The sequence below is a fragment of the Streptococcus sp. HMSC36C04 genome (assembly GCF_001839535.1).
Classification (GTDB): Bacteria; Bacillota; Bacilli; order Lactobacillales; family Streptococcaceae; genus Streptococcus; species Streptococcus hominis.
In genome coordinates this window covers 1-25,901 of sequence record NZ_KV841606.1, presented here as the reverse complement: position 1 = coordinate 25,901, position 25,901 = coordinate 1, and the positions used below count along the sequence as shown (strand labels likewise).

Annotated in this window: 22 protein-coding genes; 21 read left to right on the top strand and 1 reads right to left on the bottom strand. The window is 34.8% G+C overall.

The features are described 5' to 3' along the window. Window positions 1-2 precede the first annotated feature (2 nt). The 14 genes from HMPREF3249_RS08250 (at window position 3) to HMPREF3249_RS08185 (ending at window position 17,130) form a co-directional block, all read left to right on the top strand. Complete coding sequence (locus HMPREF3249_RS08250; RefSeq protein ID WP_003037340.1) at window positions 3-344, top strand: DUF2304 domain-containing protein; 342 nt, start codon at window positions 3-5, stop codon at window positions 342-344. Then, the gene (locus tag HMPREF3249_RS08245) at window positions 328-1,596 is read left to right on the top strand and encodes a lipopolysaccharide biosynthesis protein (RefSeq protein WP_059220591.1); all 1,269 of its coding nucleotides are present in this window, start codon (window positions 328-330) and stop codon (window positions 1,594-1,596) included. The genes HMPREF3249_RS08250 and HMPREF3249_RS08245 overlap by 17 nt, the downstream gene beginning before the upstream one ends. A gap of 2 nt (window positions 1,597-1,598) precedes the next feature. Beyond that, window positions 1,599-2,600 (top strand): glycosyltransferase family 2 protein, encoded by a 1,002-nt coding sequence (locus tag HMPREF3249_RS08240; protein WP_059220593.1) that lies wholly within the window; start codon window positions 1,599-1,601, stop codon window positions 2,598-2,600. 64 nt (window positions 2,601-2,664) lie between these two features. Next, window positions 2,665-4,179: a DUF2142 domain-containing protein gene (locus HMPREF3249_RS08235; RefSeq protein ID WP_229311906.1), complete on the top strand. Its 1,515-nt coding sequence runs from the start codon at window positions 2,665-2,667 to the stop codon at window positions 4,177-4,179. Window positions 4,180-4,204: 25 nt separating this feature from the next. Continuing rightward, window positions 4,205-4,855: an excalibur calcium-binding domain-containing protein gene (locus HMPREF3249_RS08230; protein WP_049533017.1), complete on the top strand. Its 651-nt coding sequence runs from the start codon at window positions 4,205-4,207 to the stop codon at window positions 4,853-4,855. Between the two features lie 102 nt (window positions 4,856-4,957). Next, window positions 4,958-5,884: a glycosyltransferase family 2 protein gene (locus HMPREF3249_RS08225; protein WP_070867566.1), complete on the top strand. Its 927-nt coding sequence runs from the start codon at window positions 4,958-4,960 to the stop codon at window positions 5,882-5,884. 72 nt (window positions 5,885-5,956) lie between these two features. Next, a complete protein-coding gene (gene rfbD / locus HMPREF3249_RS08220; RefSeq protein WP_070867565.1) occupies window positions 5,957-6,808 on the top strand; it encodes a dTDP-4-dehydrorhamnose reductase in 852 nt (283 codons plus the stop codon). 102 nt (window positions 6,809-6,910) lie between these two features. Next, complete coding sequence (cps2T, locus tag HMPREF3249_RS08215) at window positions 6,911-8,059, top strand: beta 1-4 rhamnosyltransferase Cps2T (protein WP_070867564.1); 1,149 nt, start codon at window positions 6,911-6,913, stop codon at window positions 8,057-8,059. Continuing rightward, the gene (locus HMPREF3249_RS08210; RefSeq protein WP_070867563.1) at window positions 8,056-8,991 is read left to right on the top strand and encodes a glycosyltransferase family 2 protein; all 936 of its coding nucleotides are present in this window, start codon (window positions 8,056-8,058) and stop codon (window positions 8,989-8,991) included. Before cps2T ends, HMPREF3249_RS08210 begins: the two co-directional genes overlap by 4 nt. 2 nt (window positions 8,992-8,993) lie before the next feature. Beyond that, window positions 8,994-9,800: an ABC transporter permease gene (locus HMPREF3249_RS08205; RefSeq protein ID WP_003040405.1), complete on the top strand. Its 807-nt coding sequence runs from the start codon at window positions 8,994-8,996 to the stop codon at window positions 9,798-9,800. After that, window positions 9,800-11,020, top strand: coding sequence for an ABC transporter ATP-binding protein (locus HMPREF3249_RS08200; protein ID WP_049533022.1), 1,221 nt, complete (start codon window positions 9,800-9,802; stop codon window positions 11,018-11,020). Before HMPREF3249_RS08205 ends, HMPREF3249_RS08200 begins: the two co-directional genes overlap by 1 nt. 24 nt (window positions 11,021-11,044) lie before the next feature. Further along, entirely contained in the window at window positions 11,045-12,799 is a 1,755-nt protein-coding gene (locus tag HMPREF3249_RS08195) for a glycosyltransferase (RefSeq protein ID WP_059220598.1), read from the top strand. Continuing rightward, window positions 12,796-14,556 (top strand): rhamnan synthesis F family protein, encoded by a 1,761-nt coding sequence (locus HMPREF3249_RS08190; RefSeq protein WP_003040103.1) that lies wholly within the window; start codon window positions 12,796-12,798, stop codon window positions 14,554-14,556. Before HMPREF3249_RS08195 ends, HMPREF3249_RS08190 begins: the two co-directional genes overlap by 4 nt. A gap of 114 nt (window positions 14,557-14,670) precedes the next feature. Continuing rightward, the gene (locus HMPREF3249_RS08185; protein ID WP_070867562.1) at window positions 14,671-17,130 is read left to right on the top strand and encodes an LTA synthase family protein; all 2,460 of its coding nucleotides are present in this window, start codon (window positions 14,671-14,673) and stop codon (window positions 17,128-17,130) included. A gap of 369 nt (window positions 17,131-17,499) precedes the next feature. Here the strand turns inward: HMPREF3249_RS08185 and HMPREF3249_RS08180 are convergent, their stop codons facing one another. Further along, complete coding sequence (locus tag HMPREF3249_RS08180) at window positions 17,500-18,582, bottom strand: M24 family metallopeptidase (RefSeq protein ID WP_059220600.1); 1,083 nt, start codon at window positions 18,580-18,582, stop codon at window positions 17,500-17,502. 263 nt (window positions 18,583-18,845) lie between these two features. On the opposite strand from HMPREF3249_RS08180, the gene ccpA reads away from it, so the two are divergent. The 7 genes from ccpA (at window position 18,846) to HMPREF3249_RS08145 (ending at window position 25,847) form a co-directional block, all read left to right on the top strand. Further along, the gene (gene ccpA / locus HMPREF3249_RS08175; RefSeq protein WP_022526272.1) at window positions 18,846-19,850 is read left to right on the top strand and encodes a catabolite control protein A; all 1,005 of its coding nucleotides are present in this window, start codon (window positions 18,846-18,848) and stop codon (window positions 19,848-19,850) included. Between the two features lie 179 nt (window positions 19,851-20,029). Continuing rightward, a complete protein-coding gene (locus HMPREF3249_RS08170) occupies window positions 20,030-21,028 on the top strand; it encodes an LTA glycolipid anchor biosynthesis glycosyltransferase, IagA/BgsA family (protein WP_021001528.1) in 999 nt (332 codons plus the stop codon). 1 nt (window position 21,029) lies between these two features. Next, on the top strand, window positions 21,030-22,343 hold the full coding sequence (locus tag HMPREF3249_RS08165) for a glycosyltransferase family 4 protein (RefSeq protein ID WP_022525097.1): 1,314 nt from the start codon (window positions 21,030-21,032) through the stop codon (window positions 22,341-22,343). Between the two features lie 26 nt (window positions 22,344-22,369). Beyond that, window positions 22,370-22,711: a hypothetical protein gene (locus tag HMPREF3249_RS08160; protein ID WP_049533028.1), complete on the top strand. Its 342-nt coding sequence runs from the start codon at window positions 22,370-22,372 to the stop codon at window positions 22,709-22,711. Between the two features lie 283 nt (window positions 22,712-22,994). Continuing rightward, window positions 22,995-23,696 carry a response regulator YycF gene (yycF, locus tag HMPREF3249_RS08155; RefSeq protein ID WP_059220602.1) on the top strand — a complete coding sequence of 234 codons (702 nt, stop codon included), beginning with the start codon at window positions 22,995-22,997 and terminating at the stop codon, window positions 23,694-23,696. Next, complete coding sequence (gene vicK / locus HMPREF3249_RS08150) at window positions 23,689-25,041, top strand: cell wall metabolism sensor histidine kinase VicK (RefSeq protein WP_049533030.1); 1,353 nt, start codon at window positions 23,689-23,691, stop codon at window positions 25,039-25,041. Before yycF ends, vicK begins: the two co-directional genes overlap by 8 nt. Window positions 25,042-25,043: 2 nt before the next feature. Further along, the gene (locus HMPREF3249_RS08145; protein ID WP_003027672.1) at window positions 25,044-25,847 is read left to right on the top strand and encodes an MBL fold metallo-hydrolase; all 804 of its coding nucleotides are present in this window, start codon (window positions 25,044-25,046) and stop codon (window positions 25,845-25,847) included. Window positions 25,848-25,901: the final 54 nt, after the last annotated feature.

Here is a 25,901-nt window from a genome sequence, read left to right as displayed (position 1 = left end):
AAATGACTATTTGGTTTCAAATTGTATTGATTTTTGTCTCTATTATGACTTGTGCCTTTATTTTACGTAGCATTCGAAAATCACAAGTTCAAATCAACGATGCTATATTTTGGGTATTTTTCTCTTTAATTTTATTAGTATTTAGCATTTTCCCAGGTCTAGCAGAAGCTATCGCAAGTGCATTAGGAATTGTATCAGCAGTCAATTTTATCTTTTTATTTGTCATTTTCTTATTGCTCATCAATCAATTCCAACTCACTCTTAGATTATCTAAATTAGATACGAAATTTAAAAATTTAGTTCAAACAATCGCACTGAGGGAGAAAGATGAAAATAAAAACTAATCCTTCTGCTAAAGAGATTTATTTTTGGAATTTACTGGGGAATTTAGCAGCTTCAGGAGTTTCTGTCCTTTATCTACTGATTGTAACAAGATTAACTTCTGCCAAAGTAGCAGACCAATTTAGCTTGGCGAATTCCATTGGGACTCTTTGGATTGTTATCGGACTTTTCCAAGTCAGAAATTATCAAGGAACGGATGTGAATCAAAAGCATTCTTTCATAGGATATTTTCAAACTAGGTTGATAACAATTTTAGCGATGTTGGTCACATTGTATCCCTATTTATATATTGTCGGAGAAGGCCGTTATTCTTTTGAAACGATTTTACTGACATTTTTAATGATTTTGTATCGTATGTGGGATGCGGTATCTGATTTATTTCAAGGCTTATTTCAACAAAGAGAACGTATGGATATAGCTGGGAAAACAATGTTTTACCGTTATTCCACTAGTGTAGTTGCCCTGTTTCTTAGTATTTTGCTTTCGAAGTCTGTGATTGTAGGTTTATTTTCTTTAGTCATTTGGAATGGCTTAGTTATCATTTTTTATGAAACCAGTTTTCTTAAATATTTTGAAACGATTCAATGGAAAGAACTCTTCTCTAGCAATTACAAAAAAGATATAAAAGATATTTTTTTGGCTTGTTGGCCATTATTTGTGAATGGATTTATTTTATTATATATTTTAAACGAGCCTAAGATTATTATTGAAAAAGGCCTAAATCAAGGAGTTTTGCAGACTGGCATGCAACGTGATTTTAACATTCTTTTTATGCCTGTTTTTTTTATGAGTCTCATCATTTTAATGGTTAGACCCCTAATAACCCAAATGGCTATTTTGTGGAATCGAGAAAAGTATGTAGAATTTTCTCTAATTGTGAAAAAACTCTTGCTCTATTTATTTATAGGTGGGATAGCCGTTACGATAGTGGCTTACTTCATAGGCACCCCAATTCTTAGTTTGGTATTTGGAGTGGCGTTATCACAATACACTCTTCCTTTTGCAATTCTAATCTTTGCAGGAGTTTTATATGCTTTAGCCATTGTTTTTGAAAATATTCTAACCATTGTTCGAAAGCAACACTTATTAGTAGGTTTATATATCGTTTTATTAGTTATCACTAAGTTGGTAACAGAACCATTTATTTATCATTATCGTATGTTAGGTGCAGCACTCAGCTTTCTGATTGTTATGACCGCTTATTTAGTCGGTATTTTTGGCATTTATATGGTAGCTGGGAGAAAAAGGAAATAAGAATGAAATATGATTTAACTGTCATTATTCCCGTTTATAATACAGAAAAATATTTAAGAAGATGCTTAGATAGTATTGTCAATCAAGACAATTTAGAGAAATGCGCGATCCGCGTTATTTGTGTTAATGACGGGAGTACAGACCATTCGGAAGAGATTATTAAGGAATATGTTGAAAAATATCCATTTATTGAACTGTTTTCAAAAGAAAATGGAGGAGTGTCAGATGCAAGAAACTATGGATTAAATCAAGTTTGTGATAGTGAATATACCACTTTTATTGATCCAGATGATTGTATATATCCTAATTATTTAACGGAGTTTTTGTTAGCAAAAGGAAATGATGTTATTTATTTTGATTTTGATTTAATTGATAGTGATGAGAAATTGATAAAACATTTAAATGTCAATCCTTTCTTTAATGATAGTAAAGATTCAGATAATAATATTCGTTTATTCATGCTAACAAAACACGCTTCTTGGACTAGAATTTATAAGTCACATTTTTTTGATTTCAATTATTTTCCAAAAGGGAAAATTTATGAAGATGTTGCCTTAATGCCCTATATGACTTCAAAATGCACTAGTATTTCTTATATAAAAAAATATTTATACCGATATACAGTTGATACTTCTGGTTCAATCATGAATTCAAGCAAGTCAAATATTTTTGATATCTATGATGCTTTAGAGTATCTGTTTGCTTTATTTGGTGATGATTTTGATAAATATAAAGAAGAATTACAATATTTGGCCTTGGAACATCTATGTGTTGGTCATACCTATAGATTGTTGAAATATCCAGAAGTGAAGAAACAAGATTTTAAAGATATTATCCTCTTTATGGATAGGTACTTTGGAAAAAACTGGGAAAAGAATAAATATATCAAACGAGGTGTACAAAAAGTAAATATTCACTCTAAACTAGCTTATGTTGTACCATTGTTTTTAAAAGTATTGAAGAATGAGTGGTTTGGGTTATTATTGTTGGCAAAAAAACGCTAATATTCTATTAAAAAAGATTGGAGAATGGGTAATTGTGATAAAGAAGTCTATTAATTGGTCGTTTATGTTCAATATAAAAGACTGGTTTTATTCTTTTGTATTGAATATAACAAAACGCTGGAAATATTTATTTGGATTATGGGGTCTGTTATTCCTTACTTATTTTTATTTAGGTGGTTCAACGGCTACCATTCCAAGGACTTTATTGTTTATAACAGGTTTGGTATTTAGCATAACTATTTGTTTACCTGGAAAATTGCATAATAAGGTATTTTGGAGTATTCTTTTTTCGGGGGGGCTTTTTGTTATTTTAACTCCTGTTTTAGATGTTCCTGATGAGACTGCTCATTATTCAAGAGCTTTGTACATATCAGAAGCGCACCTCTATCTTCCCAAAAAGTCTTCAGAGTTTAGAGTTTCTAAGGATGCTGTAGAAGCTGAAAAAGTATTTAAAAAACCGTTGATACATTCTGGGTTAGATAAAGTTAAGACCTCTTCACAAACTGCACGTTATCCTAAATTTTTAGCAACGAATGCTTCATCGTTTATTCCTTATTTACCCCAAGTATTTGGCTTGACAATCGCTAAGATTTTAGGATCAAGTGTTCTATCTTCAATCATTTTAGGGCGTTTATGTAATCTTTTGGCTTATGCGTTGTTAATTAGGTTAGCTATAAAAAAAGCTAAGGGGAAAGAATTATTGTTCGCAAGTCTAGGGATGCTACCAATGAGTGTATATTTAGCATCTTCTTTCAGTACAGACGGTATGGTGAACGGGTTTCTCTTTTTGATTATTGCTTTGTTTTGTGAGTATGTTCAAAAAGATAAGGTTTCTTTATTAGATATTCTATTATTTGCAACATTATGTTTAATAATGACTACCATGAAATTGCCATATGTATTATTGATAGGATTGTTATTATTTATACCAAAAAAGAAATTACCAGATCGGTATACTTATGTATTTATTATTGGGCTCATTTTGCTAGTAGGAATTTTAAGCTTCTTTTGGTTGCGTTTATCTAGTAATATTAATATGAATCAGGTAACTTCTGATGTAAACCCAGTTGAAAAGATTAAATACACAATAGGACATATGAATGAATTTTCAAGAATGATTGTGCAAGAGTGGGTGAATTTAATTCCAAATAAAATCCCTTCCCTGTTTACATTTGGCTGGTTAACCTATGGTTTAGGAAACTTACTATGGTTCTATTTAATATTTATCAGTTGTGTCATATTTATGATACCTCAATATAATCCTTTACCTAAAATTAGTAAATATGGAACTTTTTTAGTCGGTGTTGGAATTACGTTTGGCATTTTGATGACAGCCTATTTAATGTGGGGGAAAGTTAATGAAATTGCTATTCAAGGTGTTCAAGGTAGATATTTTACTGGGGTTATCTTACTTTTAGGTTTAACGTTTAATAGTATTAAGCTATTTGTGCCGATATACCCTACACTCTCTTCAGAAGAAGAGGAGAAAAGAGATACCTTTGTTTTATTTATTGCATTGGTCTTTATAATGATGTCTGTTGTGTTAACAGTACTTCAATATTATGGTCTTAAAATTTGATAGCTAAAGTTAGGAGTGATGTAAAATGAAAAAAGCACTAAGCGGTTTTGTTTTATTGATATTAATGACACTGTTAGGAGTTGAAAAGGCTAGCGCTGACAATGAAGGCTTAGAAATGTACCGTCTGTATAATCCAAATAGTGGCGAACATTTTTATACAGCTAATTGGAATGAAAAAGAAATGCTTTCAAGAGTTGGCTGGCGTTATGAGGGGAGTGGTTGGGTTGCTCCTTTGCAAGGACAAGATGTATATAGAATGTACAATCCTAATGCTGGCGATCATCATTATACTTTGAATGCTAATGAAAGAGATTTTCTGATTAAGTCAGGATGGAGATATGAAGGAGTGGCTTGGAAATCTTCTGGCCAGTATCCATTGTATAGACTTTATAATCCAAATGCTAGAGCAGGTAGTCATCATTACACATTATCTGAAGCAGAAAAAGTGCATTTAACTAACGTTGGTTGGCGTTATGAAGGTATTAGTTGGTATGCTATTGGGTTAGGAGCTCCAACCTCTCATCAATCGTCTTCTAATTCAGGAAATATAGCTAATCCAGAAATGTATCCAAATTGTGAAGCTGCTCGAAGAGCCGGTGTAACTCCTATTTATCGTGGACAGCCTGGTTATAGTAGTAAATTGGATAGAGATGGAGATGGGGTCGCTTGTGAATAGTTAGCAAATCATTTATTTTTAAATAGTCCTTTTAAAGTTAGGCTTTATTCCTAACTTTTTATTTTTATGTTAGAATATATTTAACGACATAAGGAGGCTAAAATGACAATTTCAATCATCGTTCCTTGTTTTAACGAGGAAGAGTCGCTTCCGTTGTTTTATGCGGAAATGGAAAAAATTAAATTTCAGCTAAATGATCATTTTGAATACATCTTTGTCAATGACGGCTCAAAAGATAGAACCTTAGCTATTTTACGAGAACTCAATCAGAAAAATAATAGTGTTCGTTATCTTTCTTTTTCGAGAAATTTTGGAAAAGAAGCAGCTCTGTATGCGGGTCTCAAACATGCAACTGGTGATTTAGTGACTGTCATGGATGCGGATTTGCAAGATCCTCCGGAACTTTTACTTACAATGAAATCCATGCTGGAGAAGAATCCAGATTTGGATTGTGTGGGGACACGACGGACAACGCGTGATGGAGAACCTCCAATTCGTAGCTTTTTTGCTAAGATGTTTTATCAATTAATCAATAAAATTAGTCAAGTTGAAATGGTGGATGGTGCGCGTGACTTTCGTCTCATGCGCCGACAAATGGTAGATGCCATTTTAGAAGTTTCTGAGTACAATCGTTTTTCCAAGGGAATATTTGCATGGGTTGGATTTAGAACGGAATATTTGGAATATAAGAATGTAGAACGAGTTGCAGGAAAAACCAGTTGGAGTTTCTGGCAATTATTGAATTATTCTTTAGAAGGGATTATCAACTTTTCAGATGCCCCTTTGACAATAGCTTTTTTGGGAGGTGTTGCTGCCTGTTTATTGGCATTCTTCCTTATCATGATTGTCATTGTTCGTACGTTGATTTTTGGCGATCCAACATCTGGCTGGCCTTCTATGGTGTCGATTATTCTTTTTCTAGGTGGTTTTCAGTTGTTGACAATTGGTATTCTTGGTAAATACATTGGAAAAATTTTCATGGAAACCAAAAAAAGACCAATTTACGTGGTTAAAGAGAAGAGCGAGTAGAAAGCAGATTTTTTCTGCTTTTTTTGATATAATGGATTTGTTGAATGTTTATTGTTCAGAAAGGAATTTCAAATGATTTTAATTACAGGAGCTAATGGACAGCTTGGAACAGAACTTCGTTATCTTTTAGATGAACGCAATGAAGAGTATGTGGCAGTTGACGTGGCAGAAATGGATATTACAAATGCCGAAATGGTAGAGAAGGTTTTTGCAGAAGTGAAGCCAAGTCTCGTCTATCACTGTGCTGCCTATACAGCTGTGGACGCAGCAGAAGATGAAGGAAAAGAACTGGATTATGCAATCAATGTCACAGGAACTGAAAATGTTGCTAAAGCAGCAGAAAAGCATGGTGCAACACTTGTTTACATTTCTACAGACTATGTTTTTGCTGGAGATAAGCCAGTTGGGCAGGAATGGGAAGTAGATGATCAACCAGCCCCTCAGACAGAATATGGTCGCACGAAGCGCATGGGAGAGGAATTGGTTGAGAAATATTCTAGCCGTTTCTACATTATCCGCACAGCTTGGGTTTTTGGAAATTATGGAAAGAACTTTGTTTTCACTATGCAAAATTTAGCGAAAACACATAAAACCCTGACTGTTGTGAATGACCAACACGGTCGTCCAACTTGGACACGTACGTTGGCTGAATTTATGACGTACTTAGCAGAAAATCAAAAAGAATTTGGCTATTATCATCTGTCAAATGATGCCACAGAAGATACGACTTGGTATGACTTTGCAGTGGAAATCTTAAAAGATACAGATGTTGAAGTTTTGCCAGTAGACTCTAGTAAGTTTCCAGCGAAAGCGAAGCGACCGCTCAATTCTACCATGAGCCTAGCTAAAGCTAAGGCAACCGGCTTTGTCATCCCAACTTGGCAAGATGCCCTCAAAGAATTTTATAAACAAGGAAAGAAATAAGGTAGAAGCAGCCGAAAGGTTGCTTTTCTATTTTATGTTACACAAACGATTTATAAAGTGATATAATAGATTAGATTGCAAAATCTTGAAATGAGGAAAATCATGCAACATGTATTCATCATAGGAAGTCGTGGCCTTCCTGCTAAATATGGTGGATTTGAAACCTTTGTTGAGAAATTAGTGGAGAACCGCATATCTCCTCAAATCCAATACCATGTAGCTTGTTTATCAGATGATGAAGCTTATCATCATTTTGATTACAAAGGCGTAGACTGTTTTACGATTAAAGCACCAAAACTTGGTCCAGCTCGTGTTATTGCTTATGATATGATGGCAATCAACTACGCACTTACATTAGTCAAGCAAAAACAGATTGAGCGTCCTATTTTCTATATCCTAGGAAATACAATCGGAGCTTTTATCGCACCTTTTGCTCGAAAAATTCACCATGCTGATGGTATCTTTTATATCAATCCTGATGGACTTGAGTGGAAACGTGCTAAGTGGTCTAAGCCCGTTCAAAAGTACCTCAAATATTCTGAAAAAGTGATGACCAAGCATGCAGATTTGGTGATTTCGGACAATCAAGGAATTGAAAGCTATATCCAGAAAGCTTATCCGTGGGCTAAAACCACCTTCATTGCCTATGGGACCGATTTGCGCTTGTCATCTTTAACTGCTCAGGATGAAAAAGTTCGACACTTTTTTGACACGTGGGCAAGTAAGGAAAAAGATTATTATTTGATTGTTGGGCGTTTTGTTCCAGAAAATAACTATGAAATCATCATTCACGAGTTTATGAAGTCACAGACGCAACGAGACTTGCTGATTGTCTGCAATCATCAAGGTAATGCTTATTTTGAAGAACTACGACAAAAAACAAATTTTGACCAAGATGAGCGGATTAAGTTTGTCGGTACTGTTTATGATCAAGAATTATTGAAGTATATTCGCAATCAAGCGTTTGCTTATATTCACGGTCATGAGGTCGGCGGCACCAATCCTGGACTGCTGGAGGCGCTAGCTCAGACAGATTTGAATTTAGTGCTGGGTGTGGACTTTAATCGACAAGTGGCAAAAGAAACAGCTCTTTACTGGGATAAGAAAGAAGACAGCCTAGTTGATTTAATTCATCAGGTAGATAAACAGTCCGACTTTTCAGATCTAGGTCAAGCTGCGAAAGAAAACATGGAAGAACACTACACTTGGGAAAAAATTGTGGGTGAATACGAGGAATTATTTTTATCATGAAAGTGACCATTCTCATGTCCACCTACAATGGTGAACGGTTTTTAGCAGAACAGATTGAAAGTATTCGGCAGCAGACCTATACAGACTGGCAACTGTTGATTCGAGATGACGGTTCTAAAGACAAGACGCGTGAGATTATTCAAGATTTTTGTCAAAAAGATAATCGCATTCATTTTGTGAATCCTGATAGTGTCGAAAATCTTGGTGTTATCAAAAGTTTCTTTGATCTTTTGAAATATCAAACATCAGATGTTTACTTTTTTAGCGACCAGGATGATGTCTGGTTGCCGAAGAAAGTAGAAATGCAGCTAAAAGAAGCGCTTAAACACGATGACAGTCAACCTTTACTGGTGTATACGGATTTAAAAGTTGTAAATCAAGAGTTAAATGTTGTACATGAAAGTATGATTCGTACACAGTCTGACCATGCAAACACGGAACTGCTTCAAGAATTAACAGAAAATACTGTTACAGGCGGCGTTTCTATGATTAACCAAGCTCTGGCTGACTTATGGACGGGTCAAGAAGTTCATGACCTTCTCATGCATGACTGGTATTTAGCTTTGTTAGCAGCAGCATTTGGTCGCTTAGTCTATATAGACCAACCAAGTGAACTGTATCGGCAACATTCCAATAATGTTTTAGGTGCAAGAACCCTCAGAAAAAGGATGCAGAATTGGATTCGCCCGCATATTCTCTTCGCAAAATATTGGAAATTGATTCAAGATAGCCAAGAACAAGCAAGGAATTTATTGGCCTTGCCTTTGGCTACTCAAAATAAAGAACTGATAGAAAATTTTGTGACAATTATGGAAGTCCCGTTTATGGAGCGCTTGCATCGTCTTCAAAAATATGGCTATCGAAAGAATCGCGCCTTCCACACTTTTGTCTTTACAACCCTAATTCTTACAAAATTTGCTTATAAGGAGTAATGATGGACTTATTTAGTCGAAAAAATATGATTCTCTTACGCGAGATGATTAAAACAGATTTTAAATTACGGTATCAAGGGAGCTTGATTGGGCATTTATGGTCAATTTTGAAGCCCTTGCTCTTATTTACGATTATGTATTTAGTTTTTGTGCGCTTCTTGAGATTTGATGATGGAACGCCACATTATGCTATCGGTCTTTTAATCGGTATGGTAACTTGGAATTTCTTCTCTGAAGCTACAAATATGGGGATGATGTCTATCGTTTCTCGTGGTGATTTGCTTCGGAAACTGAACTTTTCAAAAGAGATTATTGTTATTTCTTCAGTTGTTGGTGCAGCAATTAACTACTCTATTAATTTATTGGTCGTTTTCATCTTTGCTTTGGTTAATGGAGTAGCAGTATCCATTGGCTGGCTTACAGTTATTCCATTATTTGTTGAATTGATTTTATTTTCAACAGGAATCGCTTTTGTGTTGGCGACGTTATTTGTTAAATATAGAGATATTGGTCCGATTTGGGAAGTGGTGATGCAAGCAGGAATGTATGCGACACCTATTATCTACTCTCTTACCTTTATTTTGCAACGTGGTCAGGTAACAATTGCAAAACTCATGATGCTAAATCCTTTGGCACAGATTATTCAAGATTTGCGGCACTATATTGTTTTTTCAGGAAGCATGCGTGGCTGGGATTTAATTGGTCATAAAGGTGTTGCTATGGTACCCTACATTCTTCCTTTCTTTATCTTTGGAATTGGGTATTATATTTTCCACAAAAATGCTAAGAGATTCGCGGAGATTTTATAATGTCAGATAAAAAAATTGCAGTAAAAGTTGATCATGTCAGCAAGTATTTTAAACTTCCTACTGAAGCAACGCAAAGTTTACGTACCAATTTAGTCAATTATTTTAAGGGAATTAAAGGCTATACGGAACAACATGTTTTAAAAGATATTAACTTTGAGGTCGAAGAAGGTGATTTCTTTGGGATTGTTGGCCGTAATGGTTCAGGAAAGTCCACTCTTTTAAAAATCATTTCTCAAATTTATGTCCCTGAGAAAGGAAAAGTCACTGTTAATGGGAAAATGGTTTCTTTTATTGAACTTGGTGTCGGCTTTAACCCAGAATTAACTGGACGTGAAAATGTCTATATGAACGGTGCCATGCTTGGTTTTACAACAGAAGAAATTGATGCTATGTACGATGATATCGTTGATTTTGCTGAGTTACATGAATTTATGAATCAAAAACTGAAGAATTATTCAAGCGGAATGCAAGTTCGTTTGGCGTTTTCGGTCGCGATTAAAGCACAAGGTGATGTTCTCATTCTTGATGAAGTTCTTGCAGTCGGTGATGAAGCTTTCCAGAGAAAATGTAACGATTATTTCTTAGAACGAAAAAAATCTGGGAAAACAACCATTCTTGTTACGCACGACATGGGCGCTGTTAAGAAATATTGCAATAAAGCTGTTTTGATTGAGGACGGATTGATTAAGGCGATTGGAAATCCGGATGATGTTGCGAATCAATATAGCTTTGATAATGCGATTCAACCAACACAAGAAAAAGCTGCTGCTTCAGAGAATAAAACGAAACAAGTTGCATTGGTTGAAAATTTTGAAGTAAAATTGTTATCTCCAAATCAAGTAACACCAGACGATGAATTGAAGTTTGAATTTACTTTTACACAGCTTCAAGATATTAAGACTCATATTGCTATGTCGTTCGTTGATATAAACACTAATTATGGCTATTACAATGATAATTCTATGGATTTAAAAATTAGTGGAACAGGAGAAAAGAAAGTCATCTATACATGCAAACTTCCTTATTTAAATCATGCTCGTTTAAGATTGGAAGCAACCATTCGTGATTCTGACAAACGTGTTTTAGCCTTTGCCGTATCTTCAAAAGCTCCAATCGTCTTTATTGAACGGAATGATATTCCAGAGGATGACGAATCAGCACTAGATTCGGCAACAGGTTTACTTGTTAGAAATGGAAGTTGGCAAGAATCGCACACATAAAACTTTACAAAGCGAGGGCTTAATATGGTAAAGCGTATTTTATTTATCTCTCCAACTGGAACTTTAGATAATGGAGCCGAGAAATCAATAACGAATTTAATGGTTTATTTATCTGAAATAGGCTATGACATTTACAACGTCTATCCTGAAAACGGGCACCCAACTCATGCAAGTTATGAAAGCAAGCTGTCGAATGCCAATGTTCATTTATTTCCACTATCTACGATAAAATGGTGGTGGGAAGAAGCACCAGGCGATCGTCTCTTTTCTAAGGAAGAAAGGGTAATATATTATCAAAAGAATATTAAAGAAATACGGGATATTATTGTTGAGCAAGATATTAATTTAGTTATTTCTAACACAGCAAATGTTTTTCAAGGAGCTGTAGCTGCAGCCTGTGAGAATATTCCACATTTTTGGCTTATTCATGAATTTCCAGAGAGAGAATTTCAATATTATACTAAAAAAATGAATTTTATTTTTGAGAATTCGGATAAAGTTTTTTCTGTACGAGGAAATCTAGCTCAAACATTAGCTGCGCTAAACAACAATCCTGCTAATTTAGAAACATTTATTCCTTACACACAATTTACATCTGAAGTTTTGGGCAAGTCTAATCAAAGAAGAATCGTATCAATTGGTGTCATAAATGAAAATAAAAATCAAATTGAGCTTCTCAAAGCCTATAAAAAACTGAGTCGCTATTATGATATTCCCTTAATTTTTATTGGCGGCTGGCAAAAAGAGGCGAAAAAGGAATGCGATGCTTTTATTGAGAAGTATGAATTAACTAATGTCCAATTTTTAGGTTATAATGACCAGCCGTGGACAGAAGTGACAGATTCAGATATTTGTGTGTACACCTCTAAATCCGAAGCCTTTCCTCTTGTTTTCATTGAATCTATTTTAAGGGGAGTTCCTACAATAGTTTCAAATAATAATGGCTATAAATCAGTGAAAGAGTATTTTGATGTAGGTACAACCTATCAGCTAGGAAATATTGATTCATTGGCTGATGAGATGGCAGATGTTCTTGAAAATTTCGATATAAATAAGAGTAATGCAGTTCTTGCAAGTGAGAGAGCTAAACAGCTTTACACGCTTGATAAGTGTTATGATAATTTACTTGCACATCTAGCATCTCTTTCAACAAGAACAGAGAAATCACTACAAGCTATTAGCTCCTTGCTAGGAGAAACGTTGCCAAATCATTCCATATTGAATATAAAGAAGCAGCGTATTACGATTTTTTATGCACGGGCAGATGAAGAATTTTCGGAAACAAATAGTCTGAAATTCCCATTACAGTATGCAGATGAGCTTTATTTTCAGATTCCACATGAAGCAGCTAGATTGAGAATTGATTTATCTGAGATTCCCAATTATTATAAAAACGTTAGTCTAAAAACTTATCATAAACAAACAGAGTTGAAAGTTGCCTTTACAAACGGACTCTTGCTTTCTAATGAATTGCTTTTCGGGAAAAATGATCCTCAACTTCATTATCAGATTGATGATGTTGAGGATTCAGAATTTCTTTTTTCGTATGAAATGAAAGATATTTCTGATCCTATGAAAGAAGGTTCAGTTTTGACTGAACTATCAGAGGCGAATGAAGTTAACCAGAAATTGCTGGAGAACATTACGAATTTGGAAGAGCGTATTCACCAGTTAGAATGTAATTATCAAGAATTAGTTCATGAACACAATGCGGTTATAGGGAGCCGACGCTGGATAATTCCGACTAAAATTATTAACTTCTTTAGGAGAAGACAATGAAACGATTATTAATTTATGTTCATTTTAACAAATACGACCATATCAGTCGACATGTATTTTACCAAATTGAACATATGCGACCTTTATTTGAAAAACTTATTTTTATTTCAAATAGTCAGTTAAGCCTATCTGAAGTGGAAAAACTTCGTGACAAAAAGCTGATTGATGAATTTATTCAACGTGAAAATACTGGCTATGATTTTGGAGCTTGGCATGATGGTATGGCTTTAGTCGGTTTTGATAAGTTGAAAGAATATGATTCAATTACCGTAATGAACGATACCTGTTTTGGTCCACTTTGGGATATGGAACCTATTTATCAAAGATATGAGTCTGATCCAGAAGTAGATTTTTGGGGAATGACAAATCATCAAGAAGTAAAACAAAGAAATCTGTTCATTAATGAGCATCTTCAATCTTATTTTATTTCTTTTAAAAAGAGAATCGTTCAGTCAACTGTATTTCAAAACTTCTGGCAATCAATTGAAAATTATATAGATGTACAAAAGGTTATTGATAATTATGAGACCCAGTACACTAAGAAATTTGTAGATGCAGGTTTTAAATACCAGACAATTTTGGATACAGTGCCTTTAAAGGATGACTTCTTCCATAGTAACTTCACAATTCATTATCCGCATGTTTTGTTGGAAAATCACGTTCCTTTTATTAAGATAAAAACGTTTGATTTAACTCAACATTTAGCCCCTTACTTACTGCAAGAGATTGAAAAGGTATCAGATTATCCGACAGAATTTATTTTATCTCACATGTCTGATATGAGTTTACCAACGCCTCCATATTTGCTTGATAGAAAAGTATTAAAAGATAATCAACTTCAGTATTCAAATCAAAAGAAAGTTGCGGTGCATCTCCATACTTATTATGTAGATCTTTTGGAAGTGTTTTTAACGGCTTTTGAAAATTTTCATTTTGATTATGATTTGTTTTTGACAACAGATTCTGAGAAAAAGAAAGCAGAAATTGAGAAGATTCTAACAGAACGTGGTAAGGTAGGCAAAGTTTATATTACTGGAAATCTCGGTCGTGATGTTATTCCGATGTTAAAACTCAAAAATGAACTATCAAAATATGATTATATTGGTCATTTTCATACGAAAAAATCTCCAGAATATCCGCATTGGGTAGGAGATTCATGGAGAAATGAACTTTTTGATATGTTAATCAAACCGGCGGATAAAATTATGGCTAGTTTGGAAAGTGATGAACGGTTAGGTTTAGTTATTGCTGATATTCCAACTTTTTTCCGTTATACAAAGATTGTTGATCCGTGGAATGAGAATAAATTTGCAGATGATATGAATTTACTCTGGGAACGAATGAATATTAAACGGTCTATAGATTTCAATCAATTAAATACATTTATCATGAGTTATGGAACCTTTATTTGGTTCAAATATGATGCTCTAAAGCCTTTATTTGATTTGAATTTGCAAGATGCTGATATTCCAGCAGAACCATTGCCTCAACATACCATTCTACATTCCATTGAGCGAATTTTAGTTTATTTAGCTTGGTCTCAACGTTATGACTATGCAATCTCTAAAAATGAGATTTATATCACTCCTTTTGTGGATAATATCGTTTTAAATATCCGTCCAGATACCCTGCCAAATACATATATAAACTTTGACAATATTGGCGGCATTAAAGGTGCTCTGAAATATATCTATCGTGGACCAGGGAGTGCTGTTAAATATTTGCTGAGAAGATTAAAAAGAAGAATTATTTCTTGAAGCTTTTCAAGTTGATTTTATCTTATAACAAACATTGAGGAAATTTCTTTATTAAAGACTACTTAGATTTGTCTTTTAGTAATTAAGATAAATCAATTTTATTGGGCAATCATTATGAAATTTTTAATTAAATATTATAGACAATTTAGTATATTGTTAATCAGCTTCTTATTTTTTAATGTAATAGGGGCTTGTTTAAATTTTATATTAGAAGAAAGTAAAAATATAACAATCAATTCATATCTAACGCTAGGCTTGTTATGTGTACTAGCAGTAGAAATATTTTTAGGATATGTTATATCAAAATTTGTAAATAAAAAATTATATGCTTTTATATTATTTATTTATATTGGCTATTTAATTTTTTCTTACTTGCTAGAAATGTCTATGCATTTGACGGTATCTTCTTATAATCTATGGGATTTTAAAGCTAATCACTTTTTACAATATAATTCGCTAGTTTTTATTATTCCTACATTGTTGATAGCAATTATTTTTAAATATATTCCTAAATTAAATAATATAAAATTCAATAGTTTGAGAATTGATAATGAAAATCATGATATTTTAGAAACATTCTTTTTATCACAGATATTATTGAATTTCGTATTATTAGATAGTAAAACATTAAACTTTCTTAAGCAGACTAGTTTTTTAAAGAAATTTATTGTTAATAATAAATTTCAAATAACCGATTACTTCGCTTTCTCTTTAATAGGATTACTGGTTTATTTAACGATTCTACTTATCATTCCTAGTTTTTTCTCAGTAAAAGCAATAAAGGATATTTGTAAAAATAAAGCTAGTTTTTCAGTTGCGAGCTTATTAAGTCTATTATTTGCGATTGTTTTTAATTTTACAATACAAAATAGTATAAGAGGGGATGCAGAATTTCGCCTTTCAACAGGAGCAACTCCATTTCAAATTATTATTTTCTTTGTTATTTTTTTGATTATCTATCTAATATTTAATCGTTTTTTAATTTCTACAATATTTATCTTATTAGTCATTAGTGGGGTGACAGTAGCAAGTAGCCTTAAATTCCAATTTCGTCAAGAACCGATATTACCTAGTGATATAGTTTGGTTAAAGGAGCCTAAACTACTATTAGAATTCATTAACGGATTTTCGTATATAGTATATCTTTTACTAGGACTTCTTGTAATAGTAAGTTTGTATTATTTTTTCAGAAACAAAATATTAGCAAGTAAGATCATACAAAATTACAAATATCGTTTCTCTATTTTGATGTTAACTGTAATATTTCTAACCTCAATTGTAGGGATATTTGCAAATAGAAAAGACGGTAAAATTCAAGAGAACATACCTATAATTTCTGTTCTTAATAATTATGAAGATTTGAATTGGTATGGAAACACGATAAATGCTCGCTCTCGTTCACTTGCATTTGTTTGGTTATCGCAACTGTCAGACAGCACCATGTATAAACCTCAGGGTTATAGTGCCGAAAAAATTAAAGCAATTGAGCAAAAATATCAAAAAGCTTCTCAAATTTTAAATACAGAACGAACAAATAAGATAGAAGAACAAACGGTTGTTTACATATTGAGTGAAAGTTTTTCTGATCCTGCTCGTGTTGAAGGGGTTAAGCTTTCTCAAAATCCTATTTCAAATATTCAAGACATTAAGAACCAAACTACGAGTGGTTTAATGAAATCAGATGGCTATGGTGGTGGAACAGCAAATATGGAGTTTCAATCGCTAACTGGTCTACCATTCTATAATTTGTCACCTAGTATTTCTGTTGCTTATACAGAAGTTGTTCCTAAAATGAACAAATTTCCTGTTATTAGCGACCAATTTGAAGCTAAGAATCGTATCGCTATTCACTTGGCTGCCCCAACAAATTATTCTAGAAATGTTATTTATAAATCTCTAGGGTATTCTAAGTTTGTTAGTTTAATAACAAAAGGACTAGATGTTCATTATCAAGGAGTAAATTATAGTGATAGTTCCTCTTATCAATTAATTCTTGATAATATGAAAGATAGCCAAAATCAATTTTTCTCTGTTATGACGATGCAAAATCATTCTCCTTGGAAAGAAGAAGAACCAAATAATATTGAAGCTTCTAATTCAAATTTTTCTAGTGATGAAAATGACCAATTAACTAACTATACTCGTTTATTATACCACACAGATGTAGCCACAAAGGATTTTCTTGATCAACTTTCAAAAATAAATAAAAAAATTACAGTTGTTTTTTATGGAGATCATTTACCAGGGCTTTATCCACAGTCAGCTTTCAAAAATAATCCAGAGAGTCAATATTTAACAGACTATTTTGTGTGGAGTAATTATGAAACACCTAAATTGGACTATCCGATTGTAAATTCAAGTGACTTCACAGCTCTATTGTTAGAACAAACCAATTCAAAAGTATCACCTTATTATGCTTTATTAACAGAAGTTTTGCATAAGGCAAGTGTTGATAAAAAAGATTTGGATGCAGAAGGGCAGCAAATTGCAGAAGACCTGAAGTTGATTCAGTATGATATGGTGGCAGGTAAAGGCTATTTGTCAAAAGATTTTTTTAAAGTACATAGTGAATAAAAAGCTGTAATAAGTAGCTCTACAAATCTCTATAGTTTGCTAAAAATTCAACTATGGAGTTTTTTCTTATGAAATAAGTTATGAATAGAATATAACAATATGTAAAATTGATTTTGTCATTATTTTTTGTCGAAAAGAATTCTTCATCTTTTTATGGCATAAAAAGAAATTGACATCAAGAACAATAAAATTTTCTTTGGTATGTTAAAAGTTAAGATGCTTTATAGATTTGAAAACAGATTTAATTACTAAACGAGTTAGAATTAGTTAATTCAATGATTACAACAAAGTTAGAACCCAAAACAAAAGGACTAAATCCAATACAGGCTTCAGTCCTTAAATCAACTATTTTAGCTTTCTTTTTAGTTTTTAATCAAAATAGAGCAGATCTTTACTTGTATTTGTAAAGACTTCAAAGCCATCTTTTGTAACATGACCGCAGTCTTCGATACGAACGCCAACTTTTCCTGGAATATAAATTCCAGGCTCGACAGAGAAACACATACCTTCTTCGATAACCATATCATTTCCTTCCATGATAGATGGAAATTCATGTACGCTCATACCGATACCATGTCCCAGACGATGATTGAAATATTCACCATAACCGGCTTTTTCGATGACTTCGCGTGCTGCGCGGTCTACTTCATGAGCTGTTACTCCGGGCTTGATGAAGTCAAGAGCTGCCCGTTGAGCTTCAAGCGTTAGATTGTAAATGTCTTTTTTAAACTGATCTGGTTTTCCAACAGCAACTGTCCGTGTCATATCGCTGGCATAACCATTGACCATACAGCCAAGGTCAAATAGAAGCAGGGCATTGTTTTCGACTTTGTTTGCACCAGGAATGCCATGCGGATTAGCAGCATTATCACCTGTTAAAACCATAGTTTCAAAGCTCATCTCATATCCGAGTTGTTTGATACCAAAGTCAATTTGAGCAATAATATCTGTTTCTGTTTTATCGAGAGAAATAGTCTCAAAACCAATTTTAACAGCTTTATCTGCGTATTCTCCTGCGACAAACATTTTCTTGATTTCATCGGCTGATTTGATGAGGCGCATACGATTGATACATGGGGTTAAGTTTGTAAATTCAGCTTGTTCAAAAACGGTCCGCAATCCATTGTATTTGGTCAAAATCAAGTTATCAAATTCAACAGCAGTGTTTCGGAAACTGCCCGCTGGCAAGGCTGCTTTGATTTTTTTCCAAGGGTTTTCCGAGTCAACATAACCTAGAACCTTGAAATCAACAATTACACTAGCACGTTCTACTTCAAGAGCAGGAACAAAGAGTAGTGGTTCATGATTTGTGAAAATAAAAAGAAACATCTGACGTTCATGAGGGTCGCTATAAAATCCTGTTAAATAATTAATCGTGACAGGATCAGAAACTACGGCAACATCTGCTTTTTCTGTTTCCAGATAAGAAATAATTTGATTTATTTTGGTCATTCTAGTACCTTCTTTCTACCCCTCTATTTTTGCAAAAAAATAGGTAAAAATCAAGAGGACAGTAAGAACTTTTTTTCACTTCAGAAATTTTACAGATTGGGTACATTTTTCTTGTAAAATCATTGGTAAAATTGCTAAAAATTTGCCTAAAAAACAAGATTTTTCAAAAAGTTATCAAAATGCTTGAAAGTGTTTCCAATAAGTGATAAAATGAGTTTGGTAGGAATGTGAAAACGATATTTTCAATATAGAAAGGAAGAAGCATGAACACAGACGATACAGTAACCATTTATGATGTCGCGCGTGAAGCGGGAGTTTCAATGGCAACCGTTAGCCGTGTGGTAAATGGAAATAAAAATGTAAAGGAAAATACAAGAAAAAAAGTTTTGGAAGTGATTGACCGCTTGGATTACCGTCCAAATGCAGTGGCGCGTGGTCTTGCTAGCAAAAAGACGACGACTGTTGGAGTTGTCATTCCAAATATCACAAGCAGTTATTTTGCAACGCTTGCAAAAGGAATTGATGATATCGCAGAGATGTACAAATATAATATTGTCTTAGCCAATAGTGATGAAGATGATGACAAAGAAGTTTCTGTTGTTAATACGCTGTTCTCAAAACAAGTAGATGGTATCATTTTTATGGGCTATCATTTAACAGAAAAGATTCGCTCCGAGTTTTCTCGTTCGCGGACGCCAGTTGTGCTTGCAGGCACAGTTGATGTGGAGCATCAATTACCAAGTGTGAATATTGACTATAAGCAAGCAACCATGGATGCAGTTGAATGTCTTACGAAAAATAATCAAAAAATTGCTTTTGTAAGCGGACCTTTGGTGGATGATATCAATGGTAAGATTCGTTTAGCTGGTTACAAAGAGGCTTTGAAGAAAGCTAAACTTACTTATAGTGAAGGATTGGTTTTTGAGTCAAAATACAGCTATGATGATGGTTATCAATTAGCAGAACGGGTCATTGCTTCTAAGGCTACAGCAGCCTTTGTGACTGGTGATGAACTGGCAGCTGGATTGTTAAATGGATTATCAGACAAAGGTGTAAATATACCAGAAGATTTTGAAATCATTACTAGTGATGATTCGCAGGTAGCACGTTTTACCCGTCCAAATTTGACGACTATTGGTCAGCCTTTGTATGACCTCGGTGCGATTAGTATGCGCATGTTGACTAAGATTATGCACAAGGAAGAGCTAGAAGAACGCGAAGTGGTATTAGCTCATGGTCTTATTGAGCGCCGTTCAACAAGAAAGTAAGTAGAGTTAGACAGAACTTGAAATTTTCAATTTTAAGTTCGTTGTCCAATCGTTTTGCTACTCGTTTATTATAAGAGTAGTTTATGTCTGAGATGTTATTGTCCCAGACATTTTTGTTTTCAAGAGGCTTTATATCTTTGTGGTTTTATTTTTTCTATCTTTTGGGTATAATAGAAGACATGAAAGTATTACTTTATTTAGAAGGCAAGGCAGTTTTGGAAAAGTCAGGTATTGGACGAGCTTTGCAGCATCAGATGAAAGCACTGGACTTGGCTGGGATTCCATACACGACAGATCCTTCAGGAGATTATGATGTAGTGCATATCAATACCTATGGACCTAGGAGTTTGCGACTTTTGCACAAAGCAAAAAAGCAAGGAAAAAAAGTGATTATGCATGGGCATTCAACGAAGGAAGATTTTCGCAATTCGTTTATTGGGTCAAATCTTTTTGCTTCTGCTTTTGGGAAATATCTAGCTCACATGTACCAAATGGCGGATTTTATCATTACACCGTCTGAATACTCCAAAAAGTTGATTCAGGGCTATGGTGTGACAACACCAATTGTGGCTGTTTCTAATGGGATTGACCTTCATAAATATCAAAAAGATCCACATAAAGAAGAAGTGTTTAGAAAACATTTTCATATCCAAGAAGGAGACAAGGTTGTTGTCTGTGCGGGACTTTATTTTAGACGCAAGGGAATAGAAGACTTTGTAGAAGTAGCACGCAGAATGCCAGATGTCCGCTTTATTTGGTTGGGCAGTATTAACAAATGGATCATTCCACGGAAAATCAGAAATCTTGTGCTTTTTAATCATCCTAAAAATGTTGAATTCCCGGGTTATTTTAAAGGTGCCGTTTTTGAAGGAGCTATGAGTGGTAGCAGTCTTTTCTTTTTCCCAAGTTATGAGGAGACAGAAGGGATTGTAGTGCTAGAGGCGTTGGCTAGTCATCAACATGTCGTTTTACGGGATATTCCTGTATATGAGGGCTGGATTGATGAGCAATCGGCTGAATTGGGGCATAATGTAGATGAATTTGTAGACTCTATCCAAAAGATTTTGGATGGTAAAGTAGATAAGCGAGAAGCTGGCTATAAGGTAGCGCAGAGTCGTTCAATTGATGATGTGGCTTATAAACTTGTGGATGCTTATCAAGAAGTATTGGAGATGTAGCATGCGAATTGGTCTTTTTACGGATACCTATTTTCCTCAAGTTTCTGGAGTGGCAACGAGTATTCGTACTTTAAAAACAGAATTAGAAAAGCTTGGACATACTGTTTTTATTTTTACAACGACAGATAAGGATGTCAATCGTTATGAGGATTGGCAGATTATTCGAATTCCCAGCGTGCCGTTTTTTGCCTTTAAAGATCGGCGAATTGCTTATCGCGGTTTTTCAACAGCTTTAGAGATTGCTCGCCAATATCAATTGGATATTATTCATACCCAGACTGAATTTTCTTTGGGTTTATTAGGTGTTTGGATTGCAAAGGAGCTGCGAATTCCAGTTGTTCATACTTATCATACACAGTATGAGGATTATGTACGTTATATTGCTAAAGGCATGGTCATTCGTCCTAGTATGGTCAAATACATTGTTCGTGGATTTATGAGTGATTTGGACGGTGTGATTTGTCCGAGCGAGATAGTCTATGATTTACTCATGAAATACAAAGTAAAAGTAGAAAAACGGGTTATCCCGACTGGAATTGAGTTGGCCAAATTTGAACGTCCAGAAATTACTGCTGAGAATATTGCTGATTTACGAGAAAAATTAGGCATTTCAAATCAAGAAACCATGTTGCTTAGCCTATCACGCATTTCTTATGAAAAAAACATTCAGGCAGTTTTAGCTGCTCTGCCAGCTGTTTTGGAAGAAAATCCAGATGTGAAGTTGGTAGTGGCGGGAGACGGTCCTTATTTGTCTGACTTAAAATCACAAGCCAAACGGTTGAACATTACAGATGCAGTGATTTTCACAGGAATGATTGCACCAAGTGAAACAGCATTGTATTATAAAGCAGCGGATTTCTTTATTTCTGCTTCAACGAGTGAGACACAGGGCTTGACATATTTAGAAAGCCTAGCGAGTGGCACTCCTATTATTGCTCACGGAAATCCTTATCTGGACAACGTTATCAATGACAAGATGTTTGGAACGCTTTATTATGAAGAACGTGATTTGGCAGGAGCGATTTTGGAAGCTGTTATTGCAACACCGGATTTGGATGAGAAAAGTCTCGCTGCAAAATTATACGAAATCTCTGCTGAAAACTTCGGCCGTCGTGTCTATGAATTTTATTTGGATTTAACCATTTCAAAAGATTTCAACAATGATTTGCATCCGGAAGAGTCTGTTAGTAAGCGATTAGCGAAATCGGTTATCTATCTTCCTAAAAAAGCGATTGCTCTTCCTGTAAATGGTTCAGCACGAATGTTTAAAGCGTCTAAACGACAAATCAAAAATATACAGAAATACCTGAAATAAAATTCCAAAACTAGCGAGGTGGGAAAATGAAACGCGATCTTCCTTTTTTAGCCGTACTACTCTTTTTCTATTTGTTATTTTATGGAATTGTTTACGTGATACCGATGGACGAATTGTTACGAAAGGGATTGGTGGTGAATAATGTTTTGATATATTCACCGCTGGCAACATTCCTTGTGGGAGCTGTCTATGCTGGACTATATGGTTTTTCTTGCCGTTTTTTGCTTTTAGCAACGCTTATGTTCTTTGTGACGATTATGATCTTTGGTGAATGGATTTTACTGTATCATGCAGCCTATTTTATCTGTTTATTGGTGGGGATGCTGTTAGGTTATGGGATATTTCGCTGGAGAAAGACAAGTAAATGAACATCTAGTAGTTCAGAGCATTTGCTTCTTTAGGAAATTACTACAGTAGCAGTGAAAAGTTAAGACAGGTGTATTGCGTTTCATAGTTTTTCCTAAAAATTCAATGAATGGTCTAAGACGCTTTTGTCTGGACTATTTTTTGATATGAAAGCCTGTCTTTGCTGTCATATTTTTAACATATTTGTTTTAAATTTGTAAAGTAAAGAAATGATGTGTTATGAGTTGAATTGGTAAATTTTAAGGAAAATTTGGTATAATGAAAAGATAGAAAAAGGTGAATAGAATGAAAAAAATATTAGTTGTAGATGATGAGAAACCAATCTCAGATATTATAAAGTTTAACATGGTAAAAGAAGGTTATGAAGTAGTGACAGCCTTCGACGGTCGCGAAGCGTTAGAAATGTTTGAAGCAGAACGTCCAGATATTTTGATTTTGGACTTGATGTTGCCCGAAATGGATGGTTTAGAGGTGGCGCGAACGATTCGGAAAACGAGTAATGTGCCAATCATCGTTCTTTCTGCCAAAGACAGTGAATTTGACAAAGTTATTGGTCTTGAAATCGGTGCGGATGACTATATGACAAAGCCTTTCTCTAATCGTGAGTTGCAGGCGCGTGTTAAAGCCATTTTGCGGCGGACAGATTTGACAATTGAAAATCAAGAAGCAGAAGCTGCTCTGACAGAAATTGTGATTGGAGATTTGCAGATTTTGACTGATGCTTTTGTCGTGAAAAAGCATGGCGAAGAATTAGATTTAACACACCGTGAGTTTGAATTGCTCTACCATTTGGCAACGCATATCGGGCAAGTGATGACGCGTGAACATCTGCTAGAAACGGTGTGGGGTTATGATTATTTTGGAGATGTACGGACGGTCGATGTGACAATTCGCCGTTTGAGAGAAAAGATTGAGGATATTCCTAGCCGACCAGAGTATATTTTAACACGGCGTGGCGTTGGATATTACATGAGAAACAATGATTGATAATATTAGACAATTTGTTGTATCAAAAGATTTTGTATTTGTCTTACTCATTTTAGGATTTATTTTGGTGATTACCTTGCTTTCCTTGGAAAACCGACGTGATAATGTTCGTATTCGCCAATTGAATCAAAAAGTGAAAGACTTAATTGCAGGAGATTATTCAGAAGTTTTAGATATGCAAGGTGGCCCAGAAATTACGGATATTACTAATAGTATCAATGATTTATCTGAGGTAATCCGTCTAACGCATGAAAATTTAGAGCAAGAAACTAAGCGCCTGTCGAGTATTTTATCCTATATGACGGACGGCGTTCTTGCGACCAATCGTCGTGGGCAGATTATCATGATCAATGATATGGCGACCAAGCAGTTGGGAGTTAAAGAATCTGAAGCACGAAAGATGAATATCTTAAAACTGCTGGATATCGAAGACGAATATGACTTACGAGACTTGATTACGAAAGTTCCAGAGCTGACCATTGATTCGCAGGATGAAAATGGAGAGTTTTTAAGTTTACGTGTTCGATTTGCCTTGATTCGGCGAGAATCAGGCTTTATTTCAGGGCTGGTTGCAGTGCTGCATGATACAACGGAGCAGGAAAAAGAGGAACGTGAGCGGAGACTATTTGTTTCTAATGTCAGTCATGAATTGCGTACTCCCTTGACCAGTGTCAAGTCTTATCTGGAAGCATTAGATGAGGGCGCTTTGTCTGAGCCAGTTGCACCAGATTTTATTAAGGTTTCGTTAGATGAAACCAATCGGATGATGCGAATGGTTTCAGACTTGCTGAGTTTGTCACGTATTGACAATGCTACCAGTCATTTGGATATTGAGCTGACGAATTTTACAGCTTTTATCACGTTTATTTTAAATCGTTTTGACAAAATCAGAAGTCAGAATGCTGATAAAAAATATGAAATCATTCGTGATTACCCCATTAACTCCATCTGGGTTGAAATTGATACGGATAAGATGACACAGGTGATTGATAATATCATCAATAATGCTATTAAATATTCTCCTGACGGCGGTAAGATCACAGTGAGTATGAAAACAACCGAGACCCAAATGATTTTGTCTATATCAGATGAGGGCTTAGGGATTCCTAAAAAAGATTTACCGAAAATTTTTGACCGCTTCTATCGTGTAGACAAAGCAAGAAGTCGTGCACAAGGTGGATCCGGATTAGGTTTAGCTATTGCTAAGGAAATTATTAAGCAACATCACGGATTTATCTGGGCAAAGAGCGAGTATGGCAAAGGCTCAACGTTTACAATCGTTCTGCCATATGACAAAGAAGCTGTCAAAGATGATGATTGGGAAGAAGATGAATTAGAAGGATAGCCATGAGCGAGAAAGGATTTAAGTATAGTATTTTAGCGTCAGGTTCTACCGGTAACTGTTTTTATTTAGAAACTCCAAAGAAGAAGTTGTTGATTGATGCGGGCTTGTCTGGGAAGAAAATTACCAGCTTATTGAGTGAAATTGACCGTAAACCAGAGGATTTGGATGCCATTTTGGTAACGCATGAGCATAAGGATCATATCCATGGTGTGGGCGTTTTGGCACGGAAATATCATTTAGACATTTATGCCAATCAAGAAACATGGAATGCTATGGAAGTAGCGCTTGGGAAGATTGATGTTAGTCAGAAGCACATTTTTGAAATGGGAAAAACCAAGACATTTGGCGATATTGACATTGAAAGTTTTGGTGTTAGTCATGATGCGGTTGCACCGCAATTTTACCGACTGATGAAAGACGATAAAAGTTTTGTTCTACTGACGGATACTGGCTATGTTAGCGATCGTATGGCGGGGATTATTGAAAATGCGGACGGGTATTTGATCGAGTCCAACCATGATATTGAAATCCTTCGTAGCGGAGCTTATCCTTGGAGCCTGAAGCAGCGGATTTTATCTGACCAAGGACATTTGTCGAATGATGACGGGGCAGAAACCATGATTCGTACGTTGGGTTATCGCACTAAGAAAATCTATCTAGGGCATCTTAGCAAAGAAAATAATACCAAAGAATTGGCTCATATCACAATGATCAATCAATTAGCACAGGCTGATTTGGCGGTTGAGCATGATTTTCATATTTGTGATACATCGCCAGATACGGCGACACCTTTAACAAATATTTAGGAGAAAGAATGCGAATTTTTTTCCCAATTGTCAAGTCAAGTGCAACAAAGTTGT

What these genes read in the sequence shown, in the direction of transcription:
- HMPREF3249_RS08250 (WP_003037340.1), top strand. Translation starts at nt 3, where the DNA reads ATGACTATTTGGTTTCAAATTGTATTGATTTTTGTCTCTATTATGACT.
- HMPREF3249_RS08245 (WP_059220591.1), top strand. Translation starts at nt 328, where the DNA reads ATGAAAATAAAAACTAATCCTTCTGCTAAAGAGATTTATTTTTGGAAT.
- HMPREF3249_RS08240 (WP_059220593.1), top strand. Translation starts at nt 1,599, where the DNA reads ATGAAATATGATTTAACTGTCATTATTCCCGTTTATAATACAGAAAAA.
- HMPREF3249_RS08235 (WP_229311906.1), top strand. Translation starts at nt 2,665, where the DNA reads ATGTTCAATATAAAAGACTGGTTTTATTCTTTTGTATTGAATATAACA.
- HMPREF3249_RS08230 (WP_049533017.1), top strand. Translation starts at nt 4,205, where the DNA reads ATGAAAAAAGCACTAAGCGGTTTTGTTTTATTGATATTAATGACACTG.
- HMPREF3249_RS08225 (WP_070867566.1), top strand. Translation starts at nt 4,958, where the DNA reads ATGACAATTTCAATCATCGTTCCTTGTTTTAACGAGGAAGAGTCGCTT.
- rfbD (WP_070867565.1), top strand. Translation starts at nt 5,957, where the DNA reads ATGATTTTAATTACAGGAGCTAATGGACAGCTTGGAACAGAACTTCGT.
- cps2T (WP_070867564.1), top strand. Translation starts at nt 6,911, where the DNA reads ATGCAACATGTATTCATCATAGGAAGTCGTGGCCTTCCTGCTAAATAT.
- HMPREF3249_RS08210 (WP_070867563.1), top strand. Translation starts at nt 8,056, where the DNA reads ATGAAAGTGACCATTCTCATGTCCACCTACAATGGTGAACGGTTTTTA.
- HMPREF3249_RS08205 (WP_003040405.1), top strand. Translation starts at nt 8,994, where the DNA reads ATGGACTTATTTAGTCGAAAAAATATGATTCTCTTACGCGAGATGATT.
- HMPREF3249_RS08200 (WP_049533022.1), top strand. Translation starts at nt 9,800, where the DNA reads ATGTCAGATAAAAAAATTGCAGTAAAAGTTGATCATGTCAGCAAGTAT.
- HMPREF3249_RS08195 (WP_059220598.1), top strand. Translation starts at nt 11,045, where the DNA reads ATGGTAAAGCGTATTTTATTTATCTCTCCAACTGGAACTTTAGATAAT.
- HMPREF3249_RS08190 (WP_003040103.1), top strand. Translation starts at nt 12,796, where the DNA reads ATGAAACGATTATTAATTTATGTTCATTTTAACAAATACGACCATATC.
- HMPREF3249_RS08185 (WP_070867562.1), top strand. Translation starts at nt 14,671, where the DNA reads ATGAAATTTTTAATTAAATATTATAGACAATTTAGTATATTGTTAATC.
- HMPREF3249_RS08180 (WP_059220600.1), bottom strand. Translation starts at nt 18,582, where the DNA reads ATGACCAAAATAAATCAAATTATTTCTTATCTGGAAACAGAAAAAGCA.
- ccpA (WP_022526272.1), top strand. Translation starts at nt 18,846, where the DNA reads ATGAACACAGACGATACAGTAACCATTTATGATGTCGCGCGTGAAGCG.
- HMPREF3249_RS08170 (WP_021001528.1), top strand. Translation starts at nt 20,030, where the DNA reads ATGAAAGTATTACTTTATTTAGAAGGCAAGGCAGTTTTGGAAAAGTCA.
- HMPREF3249_RS08165 (WP_022525097.1), top strand. Translation starts at nt 21,030, where the DNA reads ATGCGAATTGGTCTTTTTACGGATACCTATTTTCCTCAAGTTTCTGGA.
- HMPREF3249_RS08160 (WP_049533028.1), top strand. Translation starts at nt 22,370, where the DNA reads ATGAAACGCGATCTTCCTTTTTTAGCCGTACTACTCTTTTTCTATTTG.
- yycF (WP_059220602.1), top strand. Translation starts at nt 22,995, where the DNA reads ATGAAAAAAATATTAGTTGTAGATGATGAGAAACCAATCTCAGATATT.
- vicK (WP_049533030.1), top strand. Translation starts at nt 23,689, where the DNA reads ATGATTGATAATATTAGACAATTTGTTGTATCAAAAGATTTTGTATTT.
- HMPREF3249_RS08145 (WP_003027672.1), top strand. Translation starts at nt 25,044, where the DNA reads ATGAGCGAGAAAGGATTTAAGTATAGTATTTTAGCGTCAGGTTCTACC.